General features: G+C 34.8%; 20 protein-coding genes and 1 other RNA gene. 4 read left to right on the forward strand and 17 right to left on the reverse strand.

Annotated elements, in window-relative coordinates:
• Positions 1 to 6 precede the first annotated feature (6 nt).
• From ACOQFO_RS04860 to ACOQFO_RS04870, 3 genes are all read right to left on the reverse strand, one after another.
• Positions 7 to 273 carry an IreB family regulatory phosphoprotein gene (locus tag ACOQFO_RS04860; protein WP_097148356.1) on the reverse strand — a complete coding sequence of 89 codons (267 nt, stop codon included), beginning with the start codon at positions 271 to 273 and terminating at the stop codon, positions 7 to 9.
• Positions 274 to 445: 172 nt separating this feature from the next.
• Positions 446 to 3,106 carry an alanine--tRNA ligase gene (gene alaS / locus ACOQFO_RS04865; RefSeq protein WP_421688575.1) on the reverse strand — a complete coding sequence of 887 codons (2,661 nt, stop codon included), beginning with the start codon at positions 3,104 to 3,106 and terminating at the stop codon, positions 446 to 448.
• A 463-nt stretch (positions 3,107 to 3,569) separates the two neighbouring features.
• Complete coding sequence (locus ACOQFO_RS04870) at positions 3,570 to 4,364, reverse strand: GNAT family N-acetyltransferase (protein ID WP_421688576.1); 795 nt, start codon at positions 4,362 to 4,364, stop codon at positions 3,570 to 3,572.
• Positions 4,365 to 4,514: 150 nt separating this feature from the next.
• Between ACOQFO_RS04870 and ACOQFO_RS04875 the strand changes: the two genes are divergently transcribed.
• Positions 4,515 to 5,204 carry a YjbE family putative metal transport protein gene (locus ACOQFO_RS04875; RefSeq protein ID WP_421688577.1) on the forward strand — a complete coding sequence of 230 codons (690 nt, stop codon included), beginning with the start codon at positions 4,515 to 4,517 and terminating at the stop codon, positions 5,202 to 5,204.
• 11 nt (positions 5,205 to 5,215) lie between these two features.
• Here the strand turns inward: ACOQFO_RS04875 and ACOQFO_RS04880 are convergent, their stop codons facing one another.
• From ACOQFO_RS04880 to ACOQFO_RS04910, 7 genes are all read right to left on the reverse strand, one after another.
• Complete coding sequence (locus ACOQFO_RS04880; RefSeq protein WP_421688578.1) at positions 5,216 to 6,364, reverse strand: MFS transporter; 1,149 nt, start codon at positions 6,362 to 6,364, stop codon at positions 5,216 to 5,218.
• Positions 6,365 to 6,486: 122 nt separating this feature from the next.
• Positions 6,487 to 7,518 carry a threonine aldolase family protein gene (locus ACOQFO_RS04885; protein ID WP_421688579.1) on the reverse strand — a complete coding sequence of 344 codons (1,032 nt, stop codon included), beginning with the start codon at positions 7,516 to 7,518 and terminating at the stop codon, positions 6,487 to 6,489.
• 185 nt (positions 7,519 to 7,703) lie between these two features.
• A complete protein-coding gene (locus tag ACOQFO_RS04890; protein WP_421688580.1) occupies positions 7,704 to 8,474 on the reverse strand; it encodes a sporulation protein in 771 nt (256 codons plus the stop codon).
• 78 nt (positions 8,475 to 8,552) lie between these two features.
• Positions 8,553 to 8,981, reverse strand: coding sequence for a DUF1801 domain-containing protein (locus ACOQFO_RS04895; RefSeq protein ID WP_421688581.1), 429 nt, complete (start codon positions 8,979 to 8,981; stop codon positions 8,553 to 8,555).
• A gap of 410 nt (positions 8,982 to 9,391) precedes the next feature.
• The gene (locus tag ACOQFO_RS04900) at positions 9,392 to 10,042 is read right to left on the reverse strand and encodes an SIMPL domain-containing protein (RefSeq protein WP_421688582.1); all 651 of its coding nucleotides are present in this window, start codon (positions 10,040 to 10,042) and stop codon (positions 9,392 to 9,394) included.
• Positions 10,043 to 10,056: 14 nt separating this feature from the next.
• Positions 10,057 to 10,509: a DinB family protein gene (locus ACOQFO_RS04905; RefSeq protein WP_421688583.1), complete on the reverse strand. Its 453-nt coding sequence runs from the start codon at positions 10,507 to 10,509 to the stop codon at positions 10,057 to 10,059.
• Positions 10,510 to 10,644: 135 nt separating this feature from the next.
• Positions 10,645 to 13,149, reverse strand: a complete 2,505-nt coding sequence (locus ACOQFO_RS04910; protein WP_421688584.1) for an ATP-dependent RecD-like DNA helicase — start codon at positions 13,147 to 13,149, stop codon at positions 10,645 to 10,647.
• A gap of 169 nt (positions 13,150 to 13,318) precedes the next feature.
• On the opposite strand from ACOQFO_RS04910, the gene hisA reads away from it, so the two are divergent.
• A complete protein-coding gene (hisA, locus tag ACOQFO_RS04915; RefSeq protein WP_421688595.1) occupies positions 13,319 to 14,089 on the forward strand; it encodes a phosphoribosylformimino-5-aminoimidazole carboxamide ribotide isomerase in 771 nt (256 codons plus the stop codon).
• 75 nt (positions 14,090 to 14,164) lie between these two features.
• On the opposite strand, the gene ACOQFO_RS04920 is transcribed toward hisA, so the two are convergent.
• The 4 genes from ACOQFO_RS04920 to cymR form a co-directional block, all read right to left on the reverse strand.
• Positions 14,165 to 14,824, reverse strand: a complete 660-nt coding sequence (locus tag ACOQFO_RS04920) for a tetratricopeptide repeat protein (RefSeq protein WP_421688585.1) — start codon at positions 14,822 to 14,824, stop codon at positions 14,165 to 14,167.
• A gap of 88 nt (positions 14,825 to 14,912) precedes the next feature.
• The gene (gene mnmA, locus ACOQFO_RS04925) at positions 14,913 to 16,034 is read right to left on the reverse strand and encodes a tRNA 2-thiouridine(34) synthase MnmA (RefSeq protein ID WP_421688586.1); all 1,122 of its coding nucleotides are present in this window, start codon (positions 16,032 to 16,034) and stop codon (positions 14,913 to 14,915) included.
• A 66-nt stretch (positions 16,035 to 16,100) separates the two neighbouring features.
• Entirely contained in the window at positions 16,101 to 17,243 is a 1,143-nt protein-coding gene (locus ACOQFO_RS04930) for a cysteine desulfurase family protein (RefSeq protein ID WP_421688587.1), read from the reverse strand.
• Between the two features lie 41 nt (positions 17,244 to 17,284).
• Positions 17,285 to 17,704, reverse strand: coding sequence for a cysteine metabolism transcriptional regulator CymR (gene cymR, locus ACOQFO_RS04935; protein ID WP_421688588.1), 420 nt, complete (start codon positions 17,702 to 17,704; stop codon positions 17,285 to 17,287).
• A gap of 140 nt (positions 17,705 to 17,844) precedes the next feature.
• On the opposite strand from cymR, the gene ACOQFO_RS04940 reads away from it, so the two are divergent.
• Positions 17,845 to 19,131, forward strand: coding sequence for a replication-associated recombination protein A (locus tag ACOQFO_RS04940; RefSeq protein ID WP_421688589.1), 1,287 nt, complete (start codon positions 17,845 to 17,847; stop codon positions 19,129 to 19,131).
• A gap of 47 nt (positions 19,132 to 19,178) precedes the next feature.
• Here the strand turns inward: ACOQFO_RS04940 and ACOQFO_RS04945 are convergent, their stop codons facing one another.
• Positions 19,179 to 19,715 carry a hypothetical protein gene (locus ACOQFO_RS04945; RefSeq protein WP_421688590.1) on the reverse strand — a complete coding sequence of 179 codons (537 nt, stop codon included), beginning with the start codon at positions 19,713 to 19,715 and terminating at the stop codon, positions 19,179 to 19,181.
• Positions 19,716 to 20,035: 320 nt separating this feature from the next.
• On the opposite strand from ACOQFO_RS04945, the gene ACOQFO_RS04950 reads away from it, so the two are divergent.
• Positions 20,036 to 21,496 carry a methyl-accepting chemotaxis protein gene (locus tag ACOQFO_RS04950; RefSeq protein WP_421688591.1) on the forward strand — a complete coding sequence of 487 codons (1,461 nt, stop codon included), beginning with the start codon at positions 20,036 to 20,038 and terminating at the stop codon, positions 21,494 to 21,496.
• Between the two features lie 72 nt (positions 21,497 to 21,568).
• Here the strand turns inward: ACOQFO_RS04950 and ACOQFO_RS04955 are convergent, their stop codons facing one another.
• Positions 21,569 to 22,330, reverse strand: coding sequence for a tRNA threonylcarbamoyladenosine dehydratase (locus ACOQFO_RS04955; RefSeq protein ID WP_421688592.1), 762 nt, complete (start codon positions 22,328 to 22,330; stop codon positions 21,569 to 21,571).
• Positions 22,331 to 22,527: 197 nt separating this feature from the next.
• Positions 22,528 to 22,717: non-coding RNA, 6S RNA (gene ssrS / locus ACOQFO_RS04960), on the reverse strand.
• Positions 22,718 to 22,987: the final 270 nt, after the last annotated feature.

Below are 22,987 nucleotides of genomic sequence, written 5' to 3' on the forward strand. Positions count from 1 at the left end.
TTACTATTATGCCTCGTTATTCTTTCTAATATAAAACTTTACAAGCTCTTCTAAAATTTCATCGCGTTCAAGCTTGCGGATTAAATTACGTGCGTCCTGATGGCGAGGGATGTAGGCAGGGTCACCTGATAATAAATACCCAACAATTTGATTAGTAGGATTATACCCTTTTTCTTCTAATGAAGAGTATACCTTTAACAACACTTGCTTAACTTCTTGCTCCATTGATTCTTCCGGAAAACTGAATTTCATTGTTTGATCAAACGAACTCAAGACCAGCACCTCGCTCTCGAAGATAAGGGAGGTGAAAACCTCCCCAGTTTTTTCTATTATAACCTATTCATTACTTAGAGTTAAATGAAAATTATCATATTTATATTGTACACATGAACGGTTCATGTATCTCCACTTATGAAAGTAAAACAGAAACTTTTAAAGAATAAAATTAAATAGATTTAACGTAATCATACACAGATTGAAGGGCTTCATCAAGTTTTGACACTTCTTTCGCTCCAGCCATCGCCATATCTGGACGACCGCCTCCACGACCACCACAAAGCTCAGCAACTTGTTTTACAATATTACCAGCATGGTAGTTACCTCCGACTAAGTCTTTAGTCACACCAGCACATAACATTACTTTATCTCCGTCTACTGCACCTAGTACTATAACTGCACGATCTAATTTTTCTTTTAAATCGTCCATCATTTGACGAAGTTGGTTATTGTCTTTTGCTTCAACACGAGTTGATAAGACAGATACATCACCGATTTTCTCTACAGCGTTTAGTACTTCTCCTGCTTGTGCATTAGCAATTTTTTGAGAAAGTGATTCATTTTCACGTTGAAGTTCTTTTAACTCATGTTGTAAGTTTTCCACACGTTGTACTAAATCTTTAGGGTTAGATTTTAAAATGGAAGCGGCTTGTTCTAGTATATGTTGTTCTTCTTTCACAACTTCAAACGCAGCTTTACCCGTTACTGCCTCAATACGTCGAGTACCTGCTCCAATACCACCTTCTGAAACAATTTTAAATAAACCGATTTCAGATGTACGATTTACGTGGATACCACCGCAAAGCTCAACAGAATAATCACTTACTTGAACAACACGAACTACGTCACCATATTTTTCACCAAATAGTGCCATAGCGCCCATCGCTTTTGCTTGTGCAATTGGCATTTCTTCAATTACTACTTTAATATCTTCCCAAATTTTTTCATTGACGATACGTTCAATTCGCTCTAATTCTTCTTTTGTTGCAGCACCGAAATGAGAGAAGTCAAAACGTAAGCGATCTGGGCCAACATAAGAACCTGCTTGATTGACATGCTCACCTAAAACATCTTTTAATGCACGTTGCATAATATGTGTAGCTGTATGGTTTTTAACGATTAAATTACGCTCATCACGATCAACTACAGCACTTACTTGATCATTTAAATGCATTTCACCTGATTCAATAACGACTGTGTGTAAGGACTGTCCATTTGGAGCCTTTTGAACATCTTTCACAAACGCTTGGAATGAATCGTTTGAAATCGTACCATGGTCTGCTACTTGACCACCCATCTCAGCATAGAAAGGAGTTTCTGCTAAAATTACAAGTACTTCTTCACCTTCAGAAGCAACTTCTACAGTTTGACCATTTGCTACTATTGCCACAATAGTTGTCTCAGCTTGTAATGTTTCATAACCAACGAAGTTAGACTCCATTGTTAAGTTTGCAAGAACCTCAGATTGCACTTGCATTGAATCAACATCCGCACGTGCTGCTCTAGCGCGTTCACGTTGTTCATTCATCGCTACTTCAAAGCCTTCGTGGTCAACAGTCATTCCAGCTTCTTCTGCATATTCTTCAGTTAGTTCGATTGGGAAACCATATGTGTCATAAAGTTTAAATGCATCTGCTCCAGGAATAACAGTTAAGTCTTGAGATTTTTGTCTTTCAATAACTTCAGAAAGGATCGATAAACCACCATCTAATGTTTCGTGGAAACGATCTTCTTCATTTTTTATAACACGTGCGATAAATTCATGTTTTTCTTTAACTTCTGGGTAGAAGTCTGCCATGATTTCACCAACTGTTGGAACTAGTGCATACATAAATGGTTTTTCAATTCCAATTTGTTTTGCATAGCGAACAGCACGGCGTAACAAACGACGTAATACATAGCCACGGCCCTCATTAGATGGAAGAGCACCATCCCCAATAGCAAATGCAACTGTACGTATATGGTCAGCAATTACTTTAAATGGTGTATTAATATCTTCTGCTGAACCGAAAATCTCGCTTAGTTCAACTTCTCCAGGACGTTTGTATTTACGATTAGCATATTCTTCAATTTTTTCAATAATCGGCATGAATAAATCTGTATCATAGTTTGTTGGAACGTTTTGCACCACAGAAGTTACACGTTCAAGTCCCATACCTGTATCAATATTTTGTTTTGGAAGTGGTGTGTAAGTTCCGTCAGGATTATGGTTGAATTGTGAAAATACAAGATTCCAAACTTCTAAGTAACGTTCATTTTCTCCACCTGGATATAATTCTGGATCATTTTCATCGTTTCCATATTCTGGACCACGGTCATAGAAAATTTCTGAGTTCGGACCAGATGGACCTTCCCCAATATCCCAGAAGTTCCCTTCGATACGAATTAAACGCTCCTCTGGAATGCCAATTTCATCTTTCCAAACGTTATATGCTTCTTCATCTTCTGGATGAATCGTAATGGATAACTTTTCAGGTTCAAAGCCAAGCCATTTTGGATCTGTTAAGAATTCCCATGCAAAATGAATTGCCTCTTTTTTGAAATAGTCTCCAATTGAGAAGTTCCCTAACATTTCAAAAAACGTATGATGGCGTGCTGTTTTACCTACATTTTCAATATCATTTGTACGAATTGATTTTTGTGCATTTGTGATTCTTGGATTGTCTGGAATAACACGTCCGTCAAAATATTTTTTCAGTGTCGCAACACCTGAGTTAATCCATAATAATGACGGGTCATTAATAGGCACTAAGGATGCAGATGGTTCTTGTGAATGACCTTTTTCAATGAAAAATTCTAAATATTTACGTCGAATGTCTGTTGCTTTCATCTAAATAATCCTCCTAAAATTTCGACTTTGAAAAGGTAAAATTTGTGCTTCTTTTAGAATTAACTTAGGTAATAACTATTTCCTAGTTTAACGATATTCCAATAAATTTAGCCAAACTTACAAAAGCTAACCAAATAAAAAAGCCTTCACCCCTAAATAAGGGACGAAGACTGTAATCTCGCGGTACCACCCTCGTTATAAAAGTTATATCTAAAAACGATAAACATTTTATATCTCGAGCACTGTAACGTAAGTGAACGGCAGGGATTAGCTGCACTCTGGATTAGCTTTCAGTTACGCTTTCGTAAGATTCTTTCAGCCGAGGGAATCTCTTTCTGTAAACATAAGCAAAAACTTACTCTTTCCATCATAGTATTGTCATATTCTGTAGTAAATTATATGCGAATGGATGATTTGTGTCAATTACAACTACGATAAGATTCCTTCATGTAAATACCCATTTTTACTCGAATCGATACATATTCCAAAAACCGATATCAACAAATCCAAGTCGTTTATAGATTTTACCAGCATCTGGATTATCATAGAATAAGCATAGTTCTTTTCCCTCTGCTAATAAATCATTACAAAGTTTAATCATTATATCAGAAGCATACCCTCTTCTTTTATACCCTTCTAGTGTTGCCACACCAACTACCATGGCCGAATGTTTATTTTCAGCTGTTGTAGAAGCAGTTGAAACCAATTTCCCATCTACTTGAATTAAATATGTTCTTCCCGTTTGATCTTGCAGCATTTTTTCTTTTGACTCAACAGTAATATGACTTGTATCAAATTCCGGAATTGCTTTTAACAGTGCAACAGTTTCAGGAATATCATCATAAGTCATTAACTGCACATATTGTAATTCTTCAGCACTTTTTGTAATGGCTAACTCACTACACTTTGCATAGTAGCAAGTACTCTCTCTTCTTAGTTTTTTGGGAATAAGTTGTTTTAATGGCTCAACAATTTCTTTTAGTCCACTTAGCTCTCTCATAGTTGGATCATCTAACATTATTTTTGCGAAGCCCTCAACATCATACTCGCCTTCTGCATATGGAATATAATTTCCTTCCCACTTTAATAGAACAGCCTTTAACTCACCGTTTTCATTAAATTCTCCCCATAGTTTTTGGAAATCTTCATCAAACCCATATGCTTCCACATCTCCGATAATAAATAGGTTTTCTGCAGGCTTTTTACCAATAAAAGCCATTAAGTTTTCACGATCTGATTCTAATAATCTTCTAATCATATAATCACTCCCAAGTATTTGAACTAAATTACCACATTTTAACTCTTACATCAAGAGTACTTTGATTGTTCTGAATAGACTTCGATTAATTTCATATACATATTTCATAAGTACCTATCGAAAGAGATTACTAGAATGGAGGATATACATATGGAATGGATCACAAACGATTTTTTTGCAGGGTTACTATCAATTATATTAATTGACTTGGTTTTAGCAGGTGATAACGCACTTCTTATTGGACTAGTTGCAAAGAATCTACCACGAGAACAACAAAAAAAGGCGATTGTATTAGGGGCAATTACTGCAATTTTTGTACGAGTACTATTTACATTAATAGCAGTAAGATTATTAGAAATCGATGGCCTCCTATTGCTAGGTGGGATCTTACTAATCTATATAGCTTATAAGATTTTGTTAGCTGGTGAACAAGTTCATGTTACACCACGGAAAAATACCTTTTGGGGAGCAATTGGTACAATTCTTTTAGCAGATATGTTAATGGGAATTGACAATATTATCGCCGTGGCTGGAGCGGCAAATGGACATTCATTGCTTGTAATCATAGGCTTAGCAATTTCCATTCCAATCGTTATTTGGGGAAGCTCATTAGTAATAAAATTATTAGATAAATTTCCAATCATTATTTTTGCAGGTACTGGGATATTAGCATACACAGCTGCGAAAATGATTACACAAGATACTTATGTGGCTCATTTTTTTCAAACAGAAAGTGCTGTTAATAAGTTCCAAGCAATATTAGTAATTGTTGTATTGTTGTTCAGTATTACATCTAAGGTCCTAATGACATCTAAAAAGAAAAAAGTCGTCCAAAAATGAGGACGACATTGTTAATAACGATATTTATTTCGCGTGCCTAATATGATTAATATAGCTGGAACTGTAAAGATAATCATTCCTAAAAATGCTAAGCCTGGTTGAATCTTGTATAGAAAACCACCCCAAAGAGTTAATAATGCAGCACTTAAACTCATTGCCAAAGCTGAATAGATTCCTTGCGCATTGGATAACTGCTGCTTTGGCAGTGTTCTCGTAATATATTGTATGAACGCAAAATGGGCCATCGCAAATGATAATGAATGCAAAGTTTGTGAAAAAATGAATGCCCAAACATTTGGAAATGTAAAAATAATAATCCATCGTATAGTTGAACCCATAGCTGCAATAAGAAGTAATGTTGAAATTCTTAAATGGGATAATAATTCTGCCTTACTTAAATAGATAATTTCAAATATAACGGCGATATTTAATATAATTCCTATGTAGAGTGGATTTACTCCTAAAACTTGCAAATAGAGATAACTATAATTGTAATAAGATGCAAGAGAACCTTGTAGTAATATTACAATCAATAATATAAGTGAAAATCCTTTAATTTTAAATAAACCGCGCATGGAGTAAGAACTTGCACGATCTCCCGCAGTTGGCTGAACTAATAAACTTTTTGGTGCTGGCATTGCTTGGATAACAAGCAGGATGAAAAGTGAAATGATCATACACCAAAGTATTGCATTTTCGCCTGAGAAACTAATAATGCCACTAATAATTAATACTGCAACTACAAAACCGATTGATCCGTAAGAACGACTTTTGCCATAATGCACATTCCCTTCTTGTACAAGCTGTGTAGCCGCACTTTCAATCGCAGGTAGCAATGAAGGATAAAAGAAACAAAAGATAAATGTGATGACAAATAAAGATGTAAAAGAATTTGCTGGGATATAAATTAAAGTAATAATTAATGAACATATAACTAAATACAAGATTAGTTTTTTGCTACTTAAGAATTTTGAAGCTAATGGATAAGCAAATAAAGTAGCTATTGCTCTGGCTACTAATCCGAATCCCATAATAAAACTTACTTCTGTGACACTTAGACCTTTACCTTCCGCTAACCATCCAGACCAATATTGAAGATAAGCTCCCCATGTAAAAAAGAACATGAAAAAATTTTGTGAAAGCCAACGTTGATGATTCATACTTAGTATTCCTCCATTAAAAACAAGTCCATTGCACCTAACTCAAGTGCAATGGACTTTCAATGCAACTATGTTAATGCTTCTTAGTTCCATCATAGTACTTCAATTGGAAAAAATCCACATTAATCAAATTGCGCCATAATACTTTTTATATCTTCAATTAGTTCCGCACAAACTTCTTTCGTAGTAAACCAAGAAGTTACAAAACGAATGGCAAATCCGCCTTCAACTTCTTCCCAAACTTCAAAATCATACAACTTACTTAATTCTTCAACTACCGCTTTACTAAAAATAGGGAAAATTTGATTCGTTGATGATTCACTGAAAAATGGCACTTCTAATGCTATTAATTCATTTGTTAAGTATCTTGCTAAGTCATTTATTTGATAGCCTAAACGGAGATATAAATCATCTTGAAAAGCTTTTTCGAATTGTATTCCAACAACATAGCCTTTCGCGAGTAGAGCTCCTTTATTTTTAATATGATGTCTGAAATAAGGTTTTAAGTGATCGTTAAATAATACGATTGCTTCACCACTTAACATCCCTATTTTTGTACCACCTATATAAAAGCAATCACATAAATCTTTAAACATATTTAACTCAACATCACTTGCAGCTAGTCCACTTGCCAGTCTAGCTCCGTCGATAAATAAATATAGATTATGCTCTTTACAACAATCAGAAATAGCTTTTAACTCATCATAGCTGTAAACCGTACCAAGTTCAGTAGATTGAGAAATATATACCATTCCAATTTTAACCATATGCTCATCATAATGCGCTTTTAATGCGTGCTCAATATCCGAAGGTCTTAATTTTCCATCAGCACCTTCTTCAGTAACGACTTTATGTCCAGTTGCTTCGATAGCACCTGTTTCATACACATTAATATGTGCTGTACTGCAAGCAAGAACCGCTTCATATGGACGAAGAATATAGGAAATAACAGTAGCGTTTGCTTGGGTTCCACCTGTTACAAAATGTATATCACAATTATCAGTTTCTAGTTTTTGTTTTATTAACTTTTTGGCATTGTCAGAACGTTGATCCATACCATAGCCTTTATGTTGTTCATTACTCGCTTGAAGTAATGCCTCAAGTAACTCTGGATGCGCAAGTTCGCTATAATCATTTCGAAAACTATATTTCATAAACAAGACCCCCACTTCAACATGTATTAATTGATCCTCATATGTCAATTTTTTTGGACATAAAACATCATATCACGAGCAATAAAAAATTTTTATACTTTTAAAAAATAATGTAATATTCAAAAAAATCTAAAAAATTAAAACGCTTAAGGAAAATAAATTCCTAAAGCGTTTTCAGTCAAATTTTATGAGTATCTTGAGATTGTTTGCTCTAATTTACTACGAAGGTATGGAATATCTTCTGACGAGATTGTAAGATGTACATGGCTTTCGTCGGCATCGAAAGCTTCTGCTAGGAATCCTCCAAATCCTCTTGCTCTTCTGTCCACTTGCATTAAAATATCTACTTTTTGAGCAGATTGTGATAAGAACACAATCTCAAGTTCATCTAATCTACCTCGGAATGGACCACTCACTGGTACAAATTCGAATTCTTGAATGAATGGATATTTGCTTCTATAGCGGTAAGCTGCTTTTTCACATTCCGCTTTTCTTAGGGTAAATCCTAAATTTTGAACTTCATTTAATACGTTTGCAGCGATTCCAGAAGGGCGAATTTCAATGTAATCCTTATCTTCTGAGTCTGCACCACTTCGAATATCTAATTCTGTTTTAATCCATACACGCGTACTACCTACCGTAATCGGCATATCGTATGGTAATTGGAAAGAGAATGGTATGGATCTTCTTTCATTTGCTTTAATGATGAATGGTTCACTTACTTTAAAATGTTCAATTGGTGCTTTAGAATTGTATTTATGATCATCCACTTCTTTAATGTAAGTTGTGTATAGTGTTAAATAAATCGCATCAATTTGTTGTTCAACATTTCCACCATAAATTTCTACTTCTCCATGAATTACTTCTCCAGCTTCATAAGAAGATTTCGCTAATTTTGTATCCACTTTTGATGATCCAATTCCAATACTTGCAAGCATTTTGTTAAAAAATGACATTTGAATCGCTCCTCCAATTAAAATAAAAAATGGTCTATATTGTTTACGAATTAGTGGAGAAAAAGATTCCCCAAAAAATTAATTAGTAGGATAAATTTTTTGTACATACTCCATATCTCGGACAATTAACTCTCTCATGACATCTTCGTCAACATCTGCAAGTTTGTTAATATAAACACATGCCTTACCTGTAGTATGTTTTCCAAAACGACTTAATATTTCTTCACGGTTCGGTAAAGTTGGAGAGAAATAAAGGCTAAATTTCGCTTTTCGAGGAGAAAAACCAGCGAGTGGCGCATCACCTTCATGTCCCGTATCGTATTTATAATGATATGAACCAAAACCAATAATACTTGGTCCCCACATTTTAGCCTCGTAACCTGTCGTTTCTTCAAATATTTTTAATATTTTATACGCATCTTCACGCTTCTTTGGATTATCAACGGATTCAATGAACTCAATAACGCTATTATCGGTTTCTTTTGTTTTCGTTTCGTACTTTCCCATCTTTTCGTCTCCTTTGTTCGTAATATATCTGGAAAAGTATACCAATAATAATGTTGGAATGAAAAGTGAAAGCATTTATAGGGTGGTAGGTCTTGAGGGTATTTGGGGGATTCAATGGCTTCAGCGGATTCAGCGGTTATGAGACATTTTGGATGTGATTCCTTGTTCAAATGTCCCATTTCCCTTCGTTATGAGACATTTCTGCCAGGGTTCCTTAATCAAATGTCCCATTTCTCCTTGTTATGAGACATTTCTGCCAGGGTTCCTTGTTCAAATGTCCCATTTCCCTCGGTTATGAGACATTTAAGGTTGAAGTGCTAACTAAAATGTCTCCCAAGTTTATCCCAATCGAGGAAAACATAAAAAAACCTGCCTTAAAGCCGAAACTTCAAAGACAGTCAATTCGATATTCAAAATTCAAACTTAACTAAAACTTTTGCATTAATAGAAATAGTTCCTTGTTCAATCGGAGTTTGGAGAGATTCCTGGGACATCGCAACAGCTCGATACATAATCGGCGGTGATTCAACACTTTCTTCTACAATCTCGATTGGAAGGGGATGAATTGGTAACCTTAGAGTTTCTGCTATGACCCTAGCTTTTTCAACAGCATTATATAAAGCTAACTGCAAAGCTTGCTGGTAGTATTTATTTTCTTGCTCTAACTTAAATTCTAATGAAGATATACGATTTGCACCATTCTTTACAGCCGTATCAATGACCAAACCAACCTTACTAATATCTCGAATCTTTACGGTTAAAGAATTCGTCACTTCATATCCTCTAAATACTTGTCGACCTTCAATATAATCATATTGTGGGAAAATATTAAATGCTGAAGTTTGTATATCATCTCGACTAATTCCTAGAGATAATAATGCACTAATGACTTGATTCATAACTTGAGCATTTTGACTTTGTGCTTCACCTAAATCCTTTGACTGTTTGACGACTTCAATTCGAATTTCTGCATAATTAGGTGCAACACTAATTTCACCGTTCCCATTTACAGTAATCACCCTGGACTTTGGTTTTGTTGGTCGGTTATTAAAATATTCCAATTTGTTCCCCTTTCTTATGTTCTAGCATAATGAATATAATCGAGGACGATTGGTTCTACCCCCATCAAACGTAACCTAGAATTGATCTGCCCTCGATGATATTGGCCATGTAAACATACATGCATTAAAATTTCCCGAATCGTATTTTGGAATTCAGTACCTTTGCTATTTTTATAAGTAATGATTTTGTCTATATCTTCATTGGTAGCGTTTAATAAATAGGAAATAATATTTTCTTCATTTTTCTTAACTAATTGGTCACAAAAATCTAAATCTACGTCCGCCCAAATAGGTAGTTTCGAACTGTCGATTCCTTGTAATCGTGCCATCCATACTATTTCAGAAAATAAAATATGGGAAAATAAACGAATGATATCTTGCTGGTCCTCCTTCATAGTATGCAAAGTAGCAAGAATTCGTTTATTTGCCCAGATTAAATGTTCATACATTTTTTGAATGGTTTCCAACAAACGCACACCCTTAAATTGTATTTACAACAACATATGCATAATGTTGATATTATTGAACTACAGAATTAGAAAAGGAGCTACCTTGAAAGATTAACTTTCAAGATAACTCAATCTCCGGGAACGCTTATTTAATCAGTTCTCATCCATAAAGTCATATGGAGAAATTCCATTCATTCCAATTAGTGGATGTACTGTATGCACTGTTTCATTTGTTAAGGATGGAATTATTGCCTCACCTAAAATTGTAAACATTTCCTGTTGTTCTTTCATTGCAGGCTTTTGTGTTTCTTTTGGCATTTTTTCTTTTTGGATAGAATTGACTGTTGTCGTTGCAACTTCCTTTATTTGCACATCTTCGACTTCCATTGGATTTAATCGAGCTCTCAAACTCGTTAATCGTTGTAAATCGTCTGTTTTATTCAAACCAGAAGTAAAGATTTCTGGTTCTCCACATAAAATCAAGAAGTTTTTCGCGCGCGTGATCCCAGTATATAACAGATTTCTCCGTAACATCTTTGAGTAGCCTCGGACAATCGGCATTATGACCGTTTGAAATTCACTTCCTTGAGATTTATGGATAGAACAGCAATAAGCTAATGTAATTTGGTTCAAATCAGCTCTTTGGTAAGTAATTTCATTGCCATCAAATGAAACAACAAGTAAGTCCTGCTTTTCAATATTTTCTTTCGCTTTTATGATCGCAATAACTTCTCCCATGTCGCCGTTAAACACATTACTCTCAGGTTGGTTTACCAATTGTAAGACCTTATCTCCAATTCGATAAACCACATCTCCATAAGCTAATTCTTTCCTTGTACCATCTTCATTTGGGTTAACAAGTTCTTGAATTTTTTTGTTAAGCTGGTCTATTCCAGCAGGTCCTTTATACATCGGAGCTAATACTTGTATATCCCGTATAGATTGTCCTTTTGAAATCGCACTTTTAACAACTTGTGTTACGACACTAGCAACTTGATCTGCCGAAGCCTTAATAAATGAACGATCGATTGTTTTCTCGCTAATTTTAGTTGCATCCGGGATTTCACCCTTCTTAATCTGATGGGCAAGCTCAATAATGGTTGATCCTTCTGCTTGTCGATAAACATCAATAAGTTCAACTGTTGGAATTTGCTTAGATGCTAATATATCCTTAAGTACCTGCCCTGGACCTACTGGTGGAAGTTGATCTTGGTCTCCGACAAAAACGAGTTGAGCATCTTCTTTTATACTTTTTAATAATTGATGGGCAAGCCAAGTATCAACCATAGACATTTCATCGATAATAATTAGACGGCCCTCAATTTCTCTTTCCGTTTCCTCTTCTTTTTCTAAACCATTAAAGCCAAGTAACCGATGAATTGTCATCGCAGGTAACTCTGTTGACTCTGCTAACCTTTTAGCCGCGCGTCCAGTTGGTGCTGCTAAAACAATAGGAAATGGTTCTTCTTTTTTAGCATAATCCTTCGGGTTTAAGGAAATCCCATTTAGTTCTGCATAAACTTCTACTAATCCTCGAATGACTGTCGTTTTCCCAGTACCAGGTCCCCCAGTCAAAATCATAACTGAAGAATTTAAAGCACATTCAATGGCATTCGCTTGTGTTTCTGCATATGTAACATCAAAACGTTCTTCCACTTCACCAATTGCTTTTCGAATTTCATCTTTTGAAAAACGTTGTTGTTTTTTACTTTGTTGTAGAAGTTCTACTATTTTAGATGCAATCCCAATTTCACTAAAGTAAAGGGACGGTAAATACAATCTTGTTTCTTCACCACAAATTTTACCTTCCTCTCGCATCTCAATTATTGCCTTAGAAATTGCCTCATAAGAAATTTCAACTGGTTGGCTTTGTTCAAGGATTGATTTTACTTGCGGCAATACATGTTCAGCGTCTAAATAAACATGTCCATCTGAAAGGGAAGCATTCGTCAAAACGTGTAGTATACATGCTTTAATACGATCGGGATGACTACCTGTAATTCCAAGTCTAGCTCCTAATTCGTCGGCACGTTGAAAGCCTACACCTTCTATATCTTCAATTAATATATATGGGTTTTCATTTAATATTGTAATCGTTTCTTCTCGGTATGTTTGATATATTTTCATACCTAGTTGTGGCCCAAATCCCCATTGGTTTAGTTGAATAATAATACGTTCTAAACCCAAGTTTTCTTCTAATGTTTGGCGAATCACTTCCTTTTTATCGTCTTTTAATCTAGGAATTATATCTAGTGAAGATGGGTCCTCCATAATCTTTTTTATAGCATCTGGTCCAAGTTTTTCAACTATCATCTCTGCCGTTTTACGACCCACACCAGGGAATAAATCACTCGATAAATAATGAATAACACCTTGTTCAGTGGCAGGTACTTCTTTTTCAAAGGTATCTATTTGGAATTGATTACCGTATTTGGGATGGTTTTTTAAAATACCAGTAAATCGATACAATTCTTCTTCAGAAAGCTGTGGAAAATAGCCCACGACCATAATTTCTTTTTCTTCGAATGGTAAATTTGTTTCTTGTATTTTCACTCTCGTAACAGAATACATATTAGAAGGATTATGAAAAATGGATGCAATTGGCCGACCCAAAATAAATAATTTATTGGTTTCAAATAAATCAAGGTTTTTTCCCATCTTTTCAACCTCCCCTACACTTTTCTTGTACATTTGATTTTATCATATCCTACCTTAACTGTCCCTTTGATAAATTTTAGATCTCATTTAAAATATATATCCCTTATCAATAAATGGAGACAATGATATGATAAAGTGAATGACATTGATAGAAGGGCTTGTGAAGATTTTGGAATTTAGACCATGTATTGATTTACATGATGGGAAAGTAAAACAAATCGTTGGTAGTACATTAGGATATAAGAACAAATCCGTAGTAGAAAATTTTATATCAGAACATGATTCTGCTTATTTTGCTACTATGTTTAAAAAAGATGGATTAACAGGTGGACATGTAATCATGTTGGGATCCGGTAATGAAGAGGCTGCGATATTAGCCTTACAAACCTATCCTGGTGGATTGCAGGTAGGTGGAGGAATTAATGCAGAAAATGCAAAAAGATTTATAGATGCAGGAGCCTCCCACATTATCGTTACATCTTATATTTTCCACGATGGACAGTTAGATATGGAAAGGTTAAACAACCTAGTATCAGCTGTTGGAAAAGCACATATTGTCATCGACTTAAGTTGTCGTAAACGTGATAACAAATGGTATGTTGTTACCGATAAATGGACGAAATTTAGTGATTTTGAAGTAAATGAAGAGACGATTCCATTCATCGAACAGTATTGTGATGAATTACTAATTCACGCTGTAGATGTTGAGGGTAAACGTAGTGGTATGCAAGAAGAGTTAGTACGAGATTTAGCTAAATGGACTTCCATTCCAACGACTTATGCTGGTGGTGTACGTTCTTTGGAAGATTTAAAAAAATTTGAGCAACTTTCTGATGGAAAACTACATGTCACAATAGGAAGTGCTTTAGATATTTTCGGTGGAGATTTACCATATACGGACGTTATTTCATACTGTACAAATAAGGCATACGATGAGTAATCTTATCGTATGCCTTTCTTTTGTAATATGAAGATCCAGTAAAATACGACCTAACTATAAGGTAGCTTCAAGCTATTAATTAAGACGTTGACTTACCATATCATAAATGTATTTTGCTTGATCGAATTCTGGAGCTATTGTGTAAGCTTGTTTTAAATGATGTAATGCGGATTCTATATCTTCGGTAGATACTGCATATAGAACTCCAAGATTATAATGTGCATCAGCATTGTTTTCATCTTTTTCGATTACGTATTCCAATTCTTTTTTCGCTTCATCAAACATTTCTAAAGTGCAAAGTAGAATTCCAAAAGAAAGTCTAATTTGCAAATCATCCGGAGCTAATTCAGCAGCTCTTTGCATATATGGCAATGCCAATTTAAACTTTTCTTCACGTTCGAAAGATTTTGCTAACATGTAGTATGCATCTGCACCTTGAATGCCATAATCAACTGATTTTTGATAAAGTTTCGCAGCTTCAATATAACGTTCTTGATTGTAATATAAATTAGCTAATCCATAATAAGCAGTTGCCGTTTTTCCATCTACTGTAATTGCCTTTTGGAAAAAACGTTCTGCTCGTTCTATATCATTCATAGCTGCAAGCAAATTCCCAAAATTCACATAACCAATCGCTTCTTCTGGATTGTTTTCAATCGCCTCTGTGAATGCTTTTGCTGCATCTTCATAACGTTTTTCTTGAAATGCCTTAATTCCAATTTCGTTATAATCCATTTACTACACCTCTATAAACAAATGAATGGGCTGTCTCGAATAAAACTTTTCAAGACAGCCTTTTGAAACCTTATTTATTAATTAATTTCTAACCTACATAAGTTAGTTTTTTATTATTATTAAATACTTCGTCAATTGTTCCGCCACCTAAGCAAACTTCACCATCATATAAAACAACAGCTTGTCCTGGTGTAATTGCACGAACAGGTTCTGCGAATGTAATATGCGCTGTTCCATCTTCCAATAGTTCAACTTCTACTGGAGTATCTTCCTGTCTGTAACGGAATTTTGCTGTACAGTTAAATTTCTTTGGTTTCTCTACATTAGATGTGAAGCCCATTTTTACTGCTTTTAACGAAGTAGAATATAATGCTTCATGATGGAATCCTTGTCCTACATATAAAACATTACGTTTTAAATCTTTTCCTAGTACAAACCATGGATCTCCGTCTCCACCAATTCCTAATCCATGACGTTGACCAATTGTATAATACATTAATCCATCATGTGTGCCCATCACCTTGCCATCAAATGTTTCCATTTTTCCAGGCTGTGCTGGTAAGTATTGACTTAGAAATTCTTTAAAATTGCGTTCACCGATAAAACAAATACCTGTTGAGTCTTTTTTCTTTGCAGTAGCTAAGCCAGCTTCTTCTGCAATTTTACGAACTTCAGGTTTTTCAATGCCACCAATAGGAAACATAACATGTTTTAATTGGTCTTGTGATAATTGATTTAAGAAATAAGTTTGGTCTTTATTTCGGTCCAGACCTCTAAGCATTACAACTTCACCGTCACGTTCTTCAACACGTGCATAGTGACCTGTTGCTAAGTAATCCGCACCTAATTTTAGTGCATGTTCTAAAAATGCTTTGAATTTTATTTCTTTATTGCACATTACATCTGGGTTTGGAGTTCGCCCCGCTTTATATTCCTCTAGGAAATACGTAAATACCTTTTCCCAATATTGTTTTTCAAAGTTCACTGCATAATAAGGGATTCCGATTTGGTTACATACTTTGATTACGTCGTCGTAATCTTCAGTTGCAGTACATACACCAAATTCGTCCGTATCATCCCAGTTTTTCATAAATATACCGATGACATCATATCCTTGCTGCTTTAGTAAGTAAGCAGCTACGGATGAATCCACCCCACCAGACATTCCAACCACAACACGAATTTGTGATGGATCTCTTGTTTCTATCATTACGTTCACCTTTTCTATTTTAATAAAATTCGCTTAGTTGTATTGGTAACAGTATTATGATCGAAGTTACTTTGCAAGTCTCTTTACAATTTTAGCTGTTCGTTTACCTGCTTCAATAATTTGTTCTTCAGTTAACCCTAATCCAAAACTAAAACGAATCGAATTTCTTAACTCATCAGCATTTTTCCCAAACATCGCAACAAGAACGTGTGAAGGATCAATCGAACCAGCTGTACAAGCAGATCCACTTGAAGCGTAGACACCTGACATATCAAGATTTACGAGGAATGATTCAACATCCATTCCTTTAAAACTTATATTCAATACATGTTGTAATGTATGCTCTTGGTTACCGTTCACTTCGAATGCTATATTTTCATTGTTTAATTGTTGTATAAACAATTCGCGGAAGTTTTTGAATTTCTCTTTTTTTGACTCCATGTCTTGTTGAGTAATTTCAACTGCTTTAGCAAATCCAACAGCTGATGGTACATTTTCAGTTCCAGCTCGTCTTTTTTTCTCTTGTGAACCTCCAAATAAAGTTGGAGTCAATGGAATACCAGTTCGCTGATATAAGAAACCGATCCCTTTAGGACCATTTAACTTATGACTTGAAACACTTAATAAATCGACATGTAATTCATCGACATTAAGCTTTTCAATTCCATAAGCTTGTACAGCATCAGTATGAAATGTAGCCTGATGATTTTTTAATAGTTCACCAATCTCTGCAATCGGTTGAACAGTCCCTACTTCGTTATTTCCATACATGATTGTTACTAATATTGTATCTTCACGCAACGCATTTTTAAATGTCTTAAGCGAGATTCGACCACTACGATCAACTGGTAAGTAAGTAACCTCAAAACCCTCTTTTTCTAGCTTTTCACATGCATGCATAACAGCGTGGTGTTCAATTTGCGATGTAATAATATGTTTGCCTTTATGTTTCAAAGCATAGGCAGTACCGAAAATAGCAGCATTATCTGCTTCGGTACCGCCACTTGTGAAAATGATTTCACTATCTTTTGCACCGATTGATTTTGCGAGTATCGACCGTGCATCATCTAATACCTTGCGAGCAGAACGACCTGTAGTGTGTATGCTAGAAGGATTACCAAATACTTCTGACATAGCTTCTGACATAGCTTTGATTACCTCTGGATGCATCGGTGAAGTCGCTGCATGGTCTAGATAAATTGTATCCATCCGTTTCTAAAGCTCCTTTAAATTGACTGGGAATGTTAACATTAAATGTAGAACATATACCCGTCATACTCAGTATCATCTTTATGATTTGCTAAATCTTGTAAAGAAGTTGTATCCAGAACATTCTTTACCGCATCACGAATTCGAATCCAAAGTTCACGTTGTGGAGACTCTTCTTCTTCAATACCTTCAACAGGCTGAATTGGACCTTCTAACACTTTAATTACATCTGCTGCAGAGATTTTATCTGGTGGTAGCGCAAGTAAATATCCTCCATATGCTCCGCGAACACTTTTTACAAGACCAGCTATACGAAGGGGTGAAACTAATTGCTCTAAATATGCTTCAGATAAATCTTTTTCCTCAGCAATTTGACGTAGAGGAACTGGGCCTTCCCCGAAGTTTTTAGCAAGTTCGATCATAATTGTTAAACCATATCTACCTTTTGTAGAAATTTTCATTATAAGCACCTCTATTTTACTTGTCCATATATTAGCTCAATTATACCATAACACCATCTAATTCACTTGGAAAAGGTCAAATTTAAATAAATGTGATAAATTAAAGATATGATAAAAATTTTAGTGAGGAGGAATATAAAATGCATAATGAACCGTTAGCATTCCGAATGCGTCCTCGCAACTTAAAAGAGATAGTAGGCCAAAAACATATTATAGGCGAAAATACCGCTCTATATAAAATGATTGAACATGGTCATGTACCATCCATGCTACTCTATGGTGATCCTGGCATAGGTAAAACCTCTATTGCTCATGCAATCGCTGGAAGTTCTAAATTACCTTTTTTCTCACTAAATGCAACTCATGCAGGAAAAAAAGATGTAGAACAAATTGTAGGCGAAGCAAGACTATCAGGAAAGGTCATTTTATTTTTAGATGAAATCCATCGCTTTAACAAATTACAACAAGATACACTTCTACCTCATGTCGAAAATGGGTCAATTGTGTTAATCGGAGCAACTACAGAAAATCCTTTTCACGATGTAAATCCAGCCATACGATCTCGTTGTGGTGAAATATTGCAATTAAAACGACTAACTATCGATGATATTGTCGAGTTATTAAAAAATGCCTTAACAGACGAAGATCGCGGATTAGGGAAATTTCAAATTGAGATATCCGATGAACAATTAACACAAATTGCGAATAGTAGTAATGGTGATGCAAGAAAAGCTCTTACTTTGCTAGAATCCGTATATTTTGCAGCAGATGAAGTTGATGGAGTTGCTATAGTAAAAGATCATATAATTGAGCATTTGGCAAAACGTATTGGTGTATATGGTGATAAAGCAGGTACACATTTTTACAATTTACTATCTGCATTGCAAAAATCCGTCCGAGGTAGTGATACAAATGCGGCTCTCTATTATTTAGCTCACTTGTTGGAAACAGGTGACTTAGTGGCGGTTTGTAGGAGATTACTAGTAATGGCATATGAGGATGTCGGTTTAGCAAATCCAGATGTAGGGGCCCATGTATTTGCGGCAACTGAATCCGCAAAAAGACTTGGATTACCAGAAGCGAGAATTCCACTAGCAAATGCCGTAATTGAAATGTGCTTATCTGAGAAATCAAATTCAGCATATTCTGCACTTGATGCTGCTATAAAAGCCATTCATGAAGGCAAAACTGGAGACATTCCACTTCATTTACGAGATGCTCACTATGTTGGAGCTGCCGCATTAGGCCATGTAGGTTATCAATATCCCCATGATACACCTATCGGAACATTTGGTGGATGGGTAGATCAGCAATATTTACCAGACCCTCTTGAAGGAATGGAATTTTACAAACCAGTCATAGCAGGTGAAGAAAAGAAATTAGCAGTTATTTATGATCGCCTTAAATCATTTAAGAAACAAAAATAAAAAAAGCTCGCAGTTCATTGACTTTCCAAATGAATGCGAGCTTTTCCTTATTTTTGATTTGCTTTAGTAGTACTTATTAAAAAATGATAAAAAGCCTTAAGGTTTTCTTTAATTGTATTATTTTTCTCAATAATACTTTGTTTGAAATTCCCCTTTACACCATCCTGAAGGTGAATTTCTTCAAAACTTTCACTAATTTCATCTAGTAAGTCGTACTCTTTAATTACCTTTACATTTGGTAGGCAGTATGCAGCAGCACTATAACCTTTAATAATATTTTCTACATCTACATCTTTTTGTAAATCAGTAAGATGTCTTTCGGCTAATGTTTTAAAATAAATTATTCTTGCGACGATTTCAGCAAATAGTGTCCAGTAGACGTTTCCTTCAGGAATAGAACCATTCTGATTGTCTACATAATCTACAAAAAATCGAACAGTCTGCTGATATAAATTATTTAACCCCTTGTGAGCTTTACCCCAATTTTTTGAAGTATCAATGTAATCGAATATGATCTCATCCACTTTTTCTTGGAGCTGCGCTACATTGATAAGACCTTTTTTAACTTCAATTTGCGTGAACAATTTTTAACCCCCTTTTAATTCCAACGTTAACTACAATATAACAATAATTACCCATTCATTTTTCAGAAAATAAAAAATGACGCAAAAAATGCCATATAATCGTCGAATTTATTCGTTTTTAACAAAATACACAAATATTCAATGGAAAATTATGCTCTAAAAAACATTTTATCCATATAATTTACGGAGTAAAATTAGGTGTGACTAATATTTGTGATCAAAAAAGTAAAACGTGACAATTTTGTGAATTTAATGTATAAATTAAGAAAATAGTAGAAATCTAGAAGATTACTAACTTCTTTATTGGCGGAGGGCTTTTAATGAATATCCATATACTTAAAAAGAAAGATTTATTTGAAAAAAATACAATTATTATGTTAGTTTACGGAATTTCAGCTTTACTTGGTGGAGTGGCTCAATTCATTATTGGACGACCTATTGAAATTGCACTATCGCTTTTTATACCAGGTTTAATAGCTTTTGTATTTTATGTAATACAGAGAAAGGTAGAGATGTTGCGGCGAATATTTCCTTTTCTTGTTTTGATCGCAATCGTATTTTCAGTGTATTTTACGATTTCTTCATTCAAAGTTACATTAGCTACCATTGTTATGACCTTCTTCGCATTAATATTAGGGAGCATTCATAACCAATTTTCAATTTTTATATTTGGTTATTTTTGTTCTATTACTGAACTCATATTTAACTTTACGTTAGACACTGGTGGTTTTGCGGTAGACCCAGCAAACGTGTTTGTTGTCCATACATTAATGGCACTTGCTATTCTCCTACAAGTCCGTCAAAATAAGAAGTTACAAAAAAATACAGAAAATTTAATGACTCTCGAAAATGAAAAAGCAAAACAAGAAGAACAATTACATCTAAACTTAAATATGGCAGTTCAAAGCATTACATCAAAACTAGAGATGATTACAGAAAGTATGAACAGTGCTACAGTAGCTCAAAATGAAATGCTCTCTTCTGTAGAAGAAGTAAGTGTGGGTTCACATAGACAATCACAACATGTTGTTGAAATTGTTAAAAATACTGAGTTAACAACATCAGAAATTGCAAACATGATTAAACAATTACAAGATATTTTAAATGATGCTGGAAATGCTAGTGATAGCGCAGTGGTTGGTGCTAAAACTATGAATGAATTAAAAAATGAGATTGATTCATTTACTGAGTTTTTCGAGGAATTAAACAAAACATTTAATATTCTATCAAGTAAAATTCAAGAAACGAATCAATTTGCACAAGATATTAAAAAAGTAACAGACCAAACGAATTTGCTTGCATTAAATGCTTCTATTGAAGCGGCACGTGCTGGTGAATACGGAAAAGGGTTTGCAGTGGTTGCCGATGAGATTCGAAAGTTAGCTGGTAACACAGATGAAATGCTTTTAAAAATTAATGAAAATTTAAAGCAAGTAAATACGTATAATGTCGATGCCCAATCAAAACTAAAAGTTGGTCTAGAGCATATTACAACTCAAACGAACACAGCAGATCTATCGAATAAAACATTCCAAGAACTATTTGAATTAATGAGTAATCTAAAAAATAAACTAAAGCAATTTACTCTAGGAGCAAAATCAATCGAAGAAAATAGTCTTTCTATTCAACAAAGCACAACGGAATTTGCAGCGATTATTGAAGAAAGTTCCTCAACAATCGACCAATTAAGTAGAATACTTGGAAATGTAAATGAAGAACAAAACAAAATTAAGCAACATATTGACGAAACCTATCAAGAGGCTATTACAATAAGAAAATAAAAGAAGAGGTTGTCCTTTTCGATGAAGTAGTTTTCTCGGAACTACTCCACTTCGAAAGGCAACCTCTTTTTATTAGTCGTTTACTCGATAGATTTTAATGTCTTTTAAAATATCATTGATAACCCAGCTAGCAGCAATTAAACCTGCTACTGATGGACAGAAAGAATTTGAAGAAGGTGGCATTTTTGCTTTTCGAATTTGTGCGTTTGGATTTCCGACTTCTTCTACAACCTCTGGACGGACAACTATTGGAGATTCGTCAGAAAATACAACTGTAACACCTTTACGAATGCCTTCTTTCTTCAGCTTGGTACGAATTACTTTTGCTAAAGGATCTGTATGAGTTTTAGAAATATCAGCAATTTTGAATCTTGTTGGATCCATTTTATTTGCTGCACCCATACTAGAAATGATTTTAATGTTCCGTTTTAAACATTCTTTCATCAGGTGAACTTTATAAATAATAGTATCTGAAGCATCAATTACATAATCAATTCCTTGCTCAAAAAATGATTCATAAGTTTCTTCAGTGTAGAACATATGCATATCAATTACTTCGCACTCTGGGTTAATATCTGCAATACGTTCTTTCATAACAGCCGATTTTGATTTACCAATTGTTGAAAGATATGCAACAAGCTGACGATTTACGTTTGTAATATCTACATTATCTTTATCCACTAAAATAATGCGTCCTACACCAGCACGTGCACACGCTTCAGCAGCAAAAGAGCCTACTCCTCCTACTCCTAAAATAGCAACAGTAGTATTTTTTAGCTTTTCCAATCCTTCTTTTCCAATTGCTAATTCATTGCGTGAAAATTGGTGTAACATAAAATATGCCTCTCAATCTATATTAGTCTAGTCGGAATTATATCATAATTTATTTATAGTGGCGATATTAGTTTGTTTATTTCTTCTTCATATACACATAAAAACCTCGTCCATTCATTGCTCGAGTGATGGAAGCTTTTCGACAAAAAAAATCTCCCTTCATTTGAAAGGAGAAAAAGCAAGGAGTTTAGGAATTGACGAACCCCGAAATGACGCTTTCCTACAAACACATTTTGAACCCGTGGCCTTCCCTAGGTGGGTGCTCTCATCTACTAATTAAACGTCCCGTCCTAAGCGGGCTTGTTTGCCGAGCAGAAATTGAAGCTCCCGACATTATAATGTTCGGTCAAAAGTGAAAATTTGTATCCGCTAACTTTTCAGGATTCGTGTTGTTTTTATAATATCATCAATAATCAGAATTTTCAAACGTTTTTTATGAAAAATATTAAAATTTTTAGGTTTATGAATATTCGATAATAATAATATAGCATTTATTCCCAATTTATAAACGAGGGAAATCGAGTAGGAGACTAGCCATTAATTGGCTAGTCGACCTCTCACACCACCGTGCATACGGTTCCGTACACGGCGGTTCAATAACTTAAGTACCTATGCTCATATAGCTTATTTAGGTCTTTTATCCCCCACTTTATGAGC

It is taken from the genome of Ureibacillus sp. MALMAid1270 (genome assembly GCF_049202975.1).
Taxonomy (GTDB): Bacteria; Bacillota; Bacilli; order Bacillales_A; family Planococcaceae; genus Ureibacillus.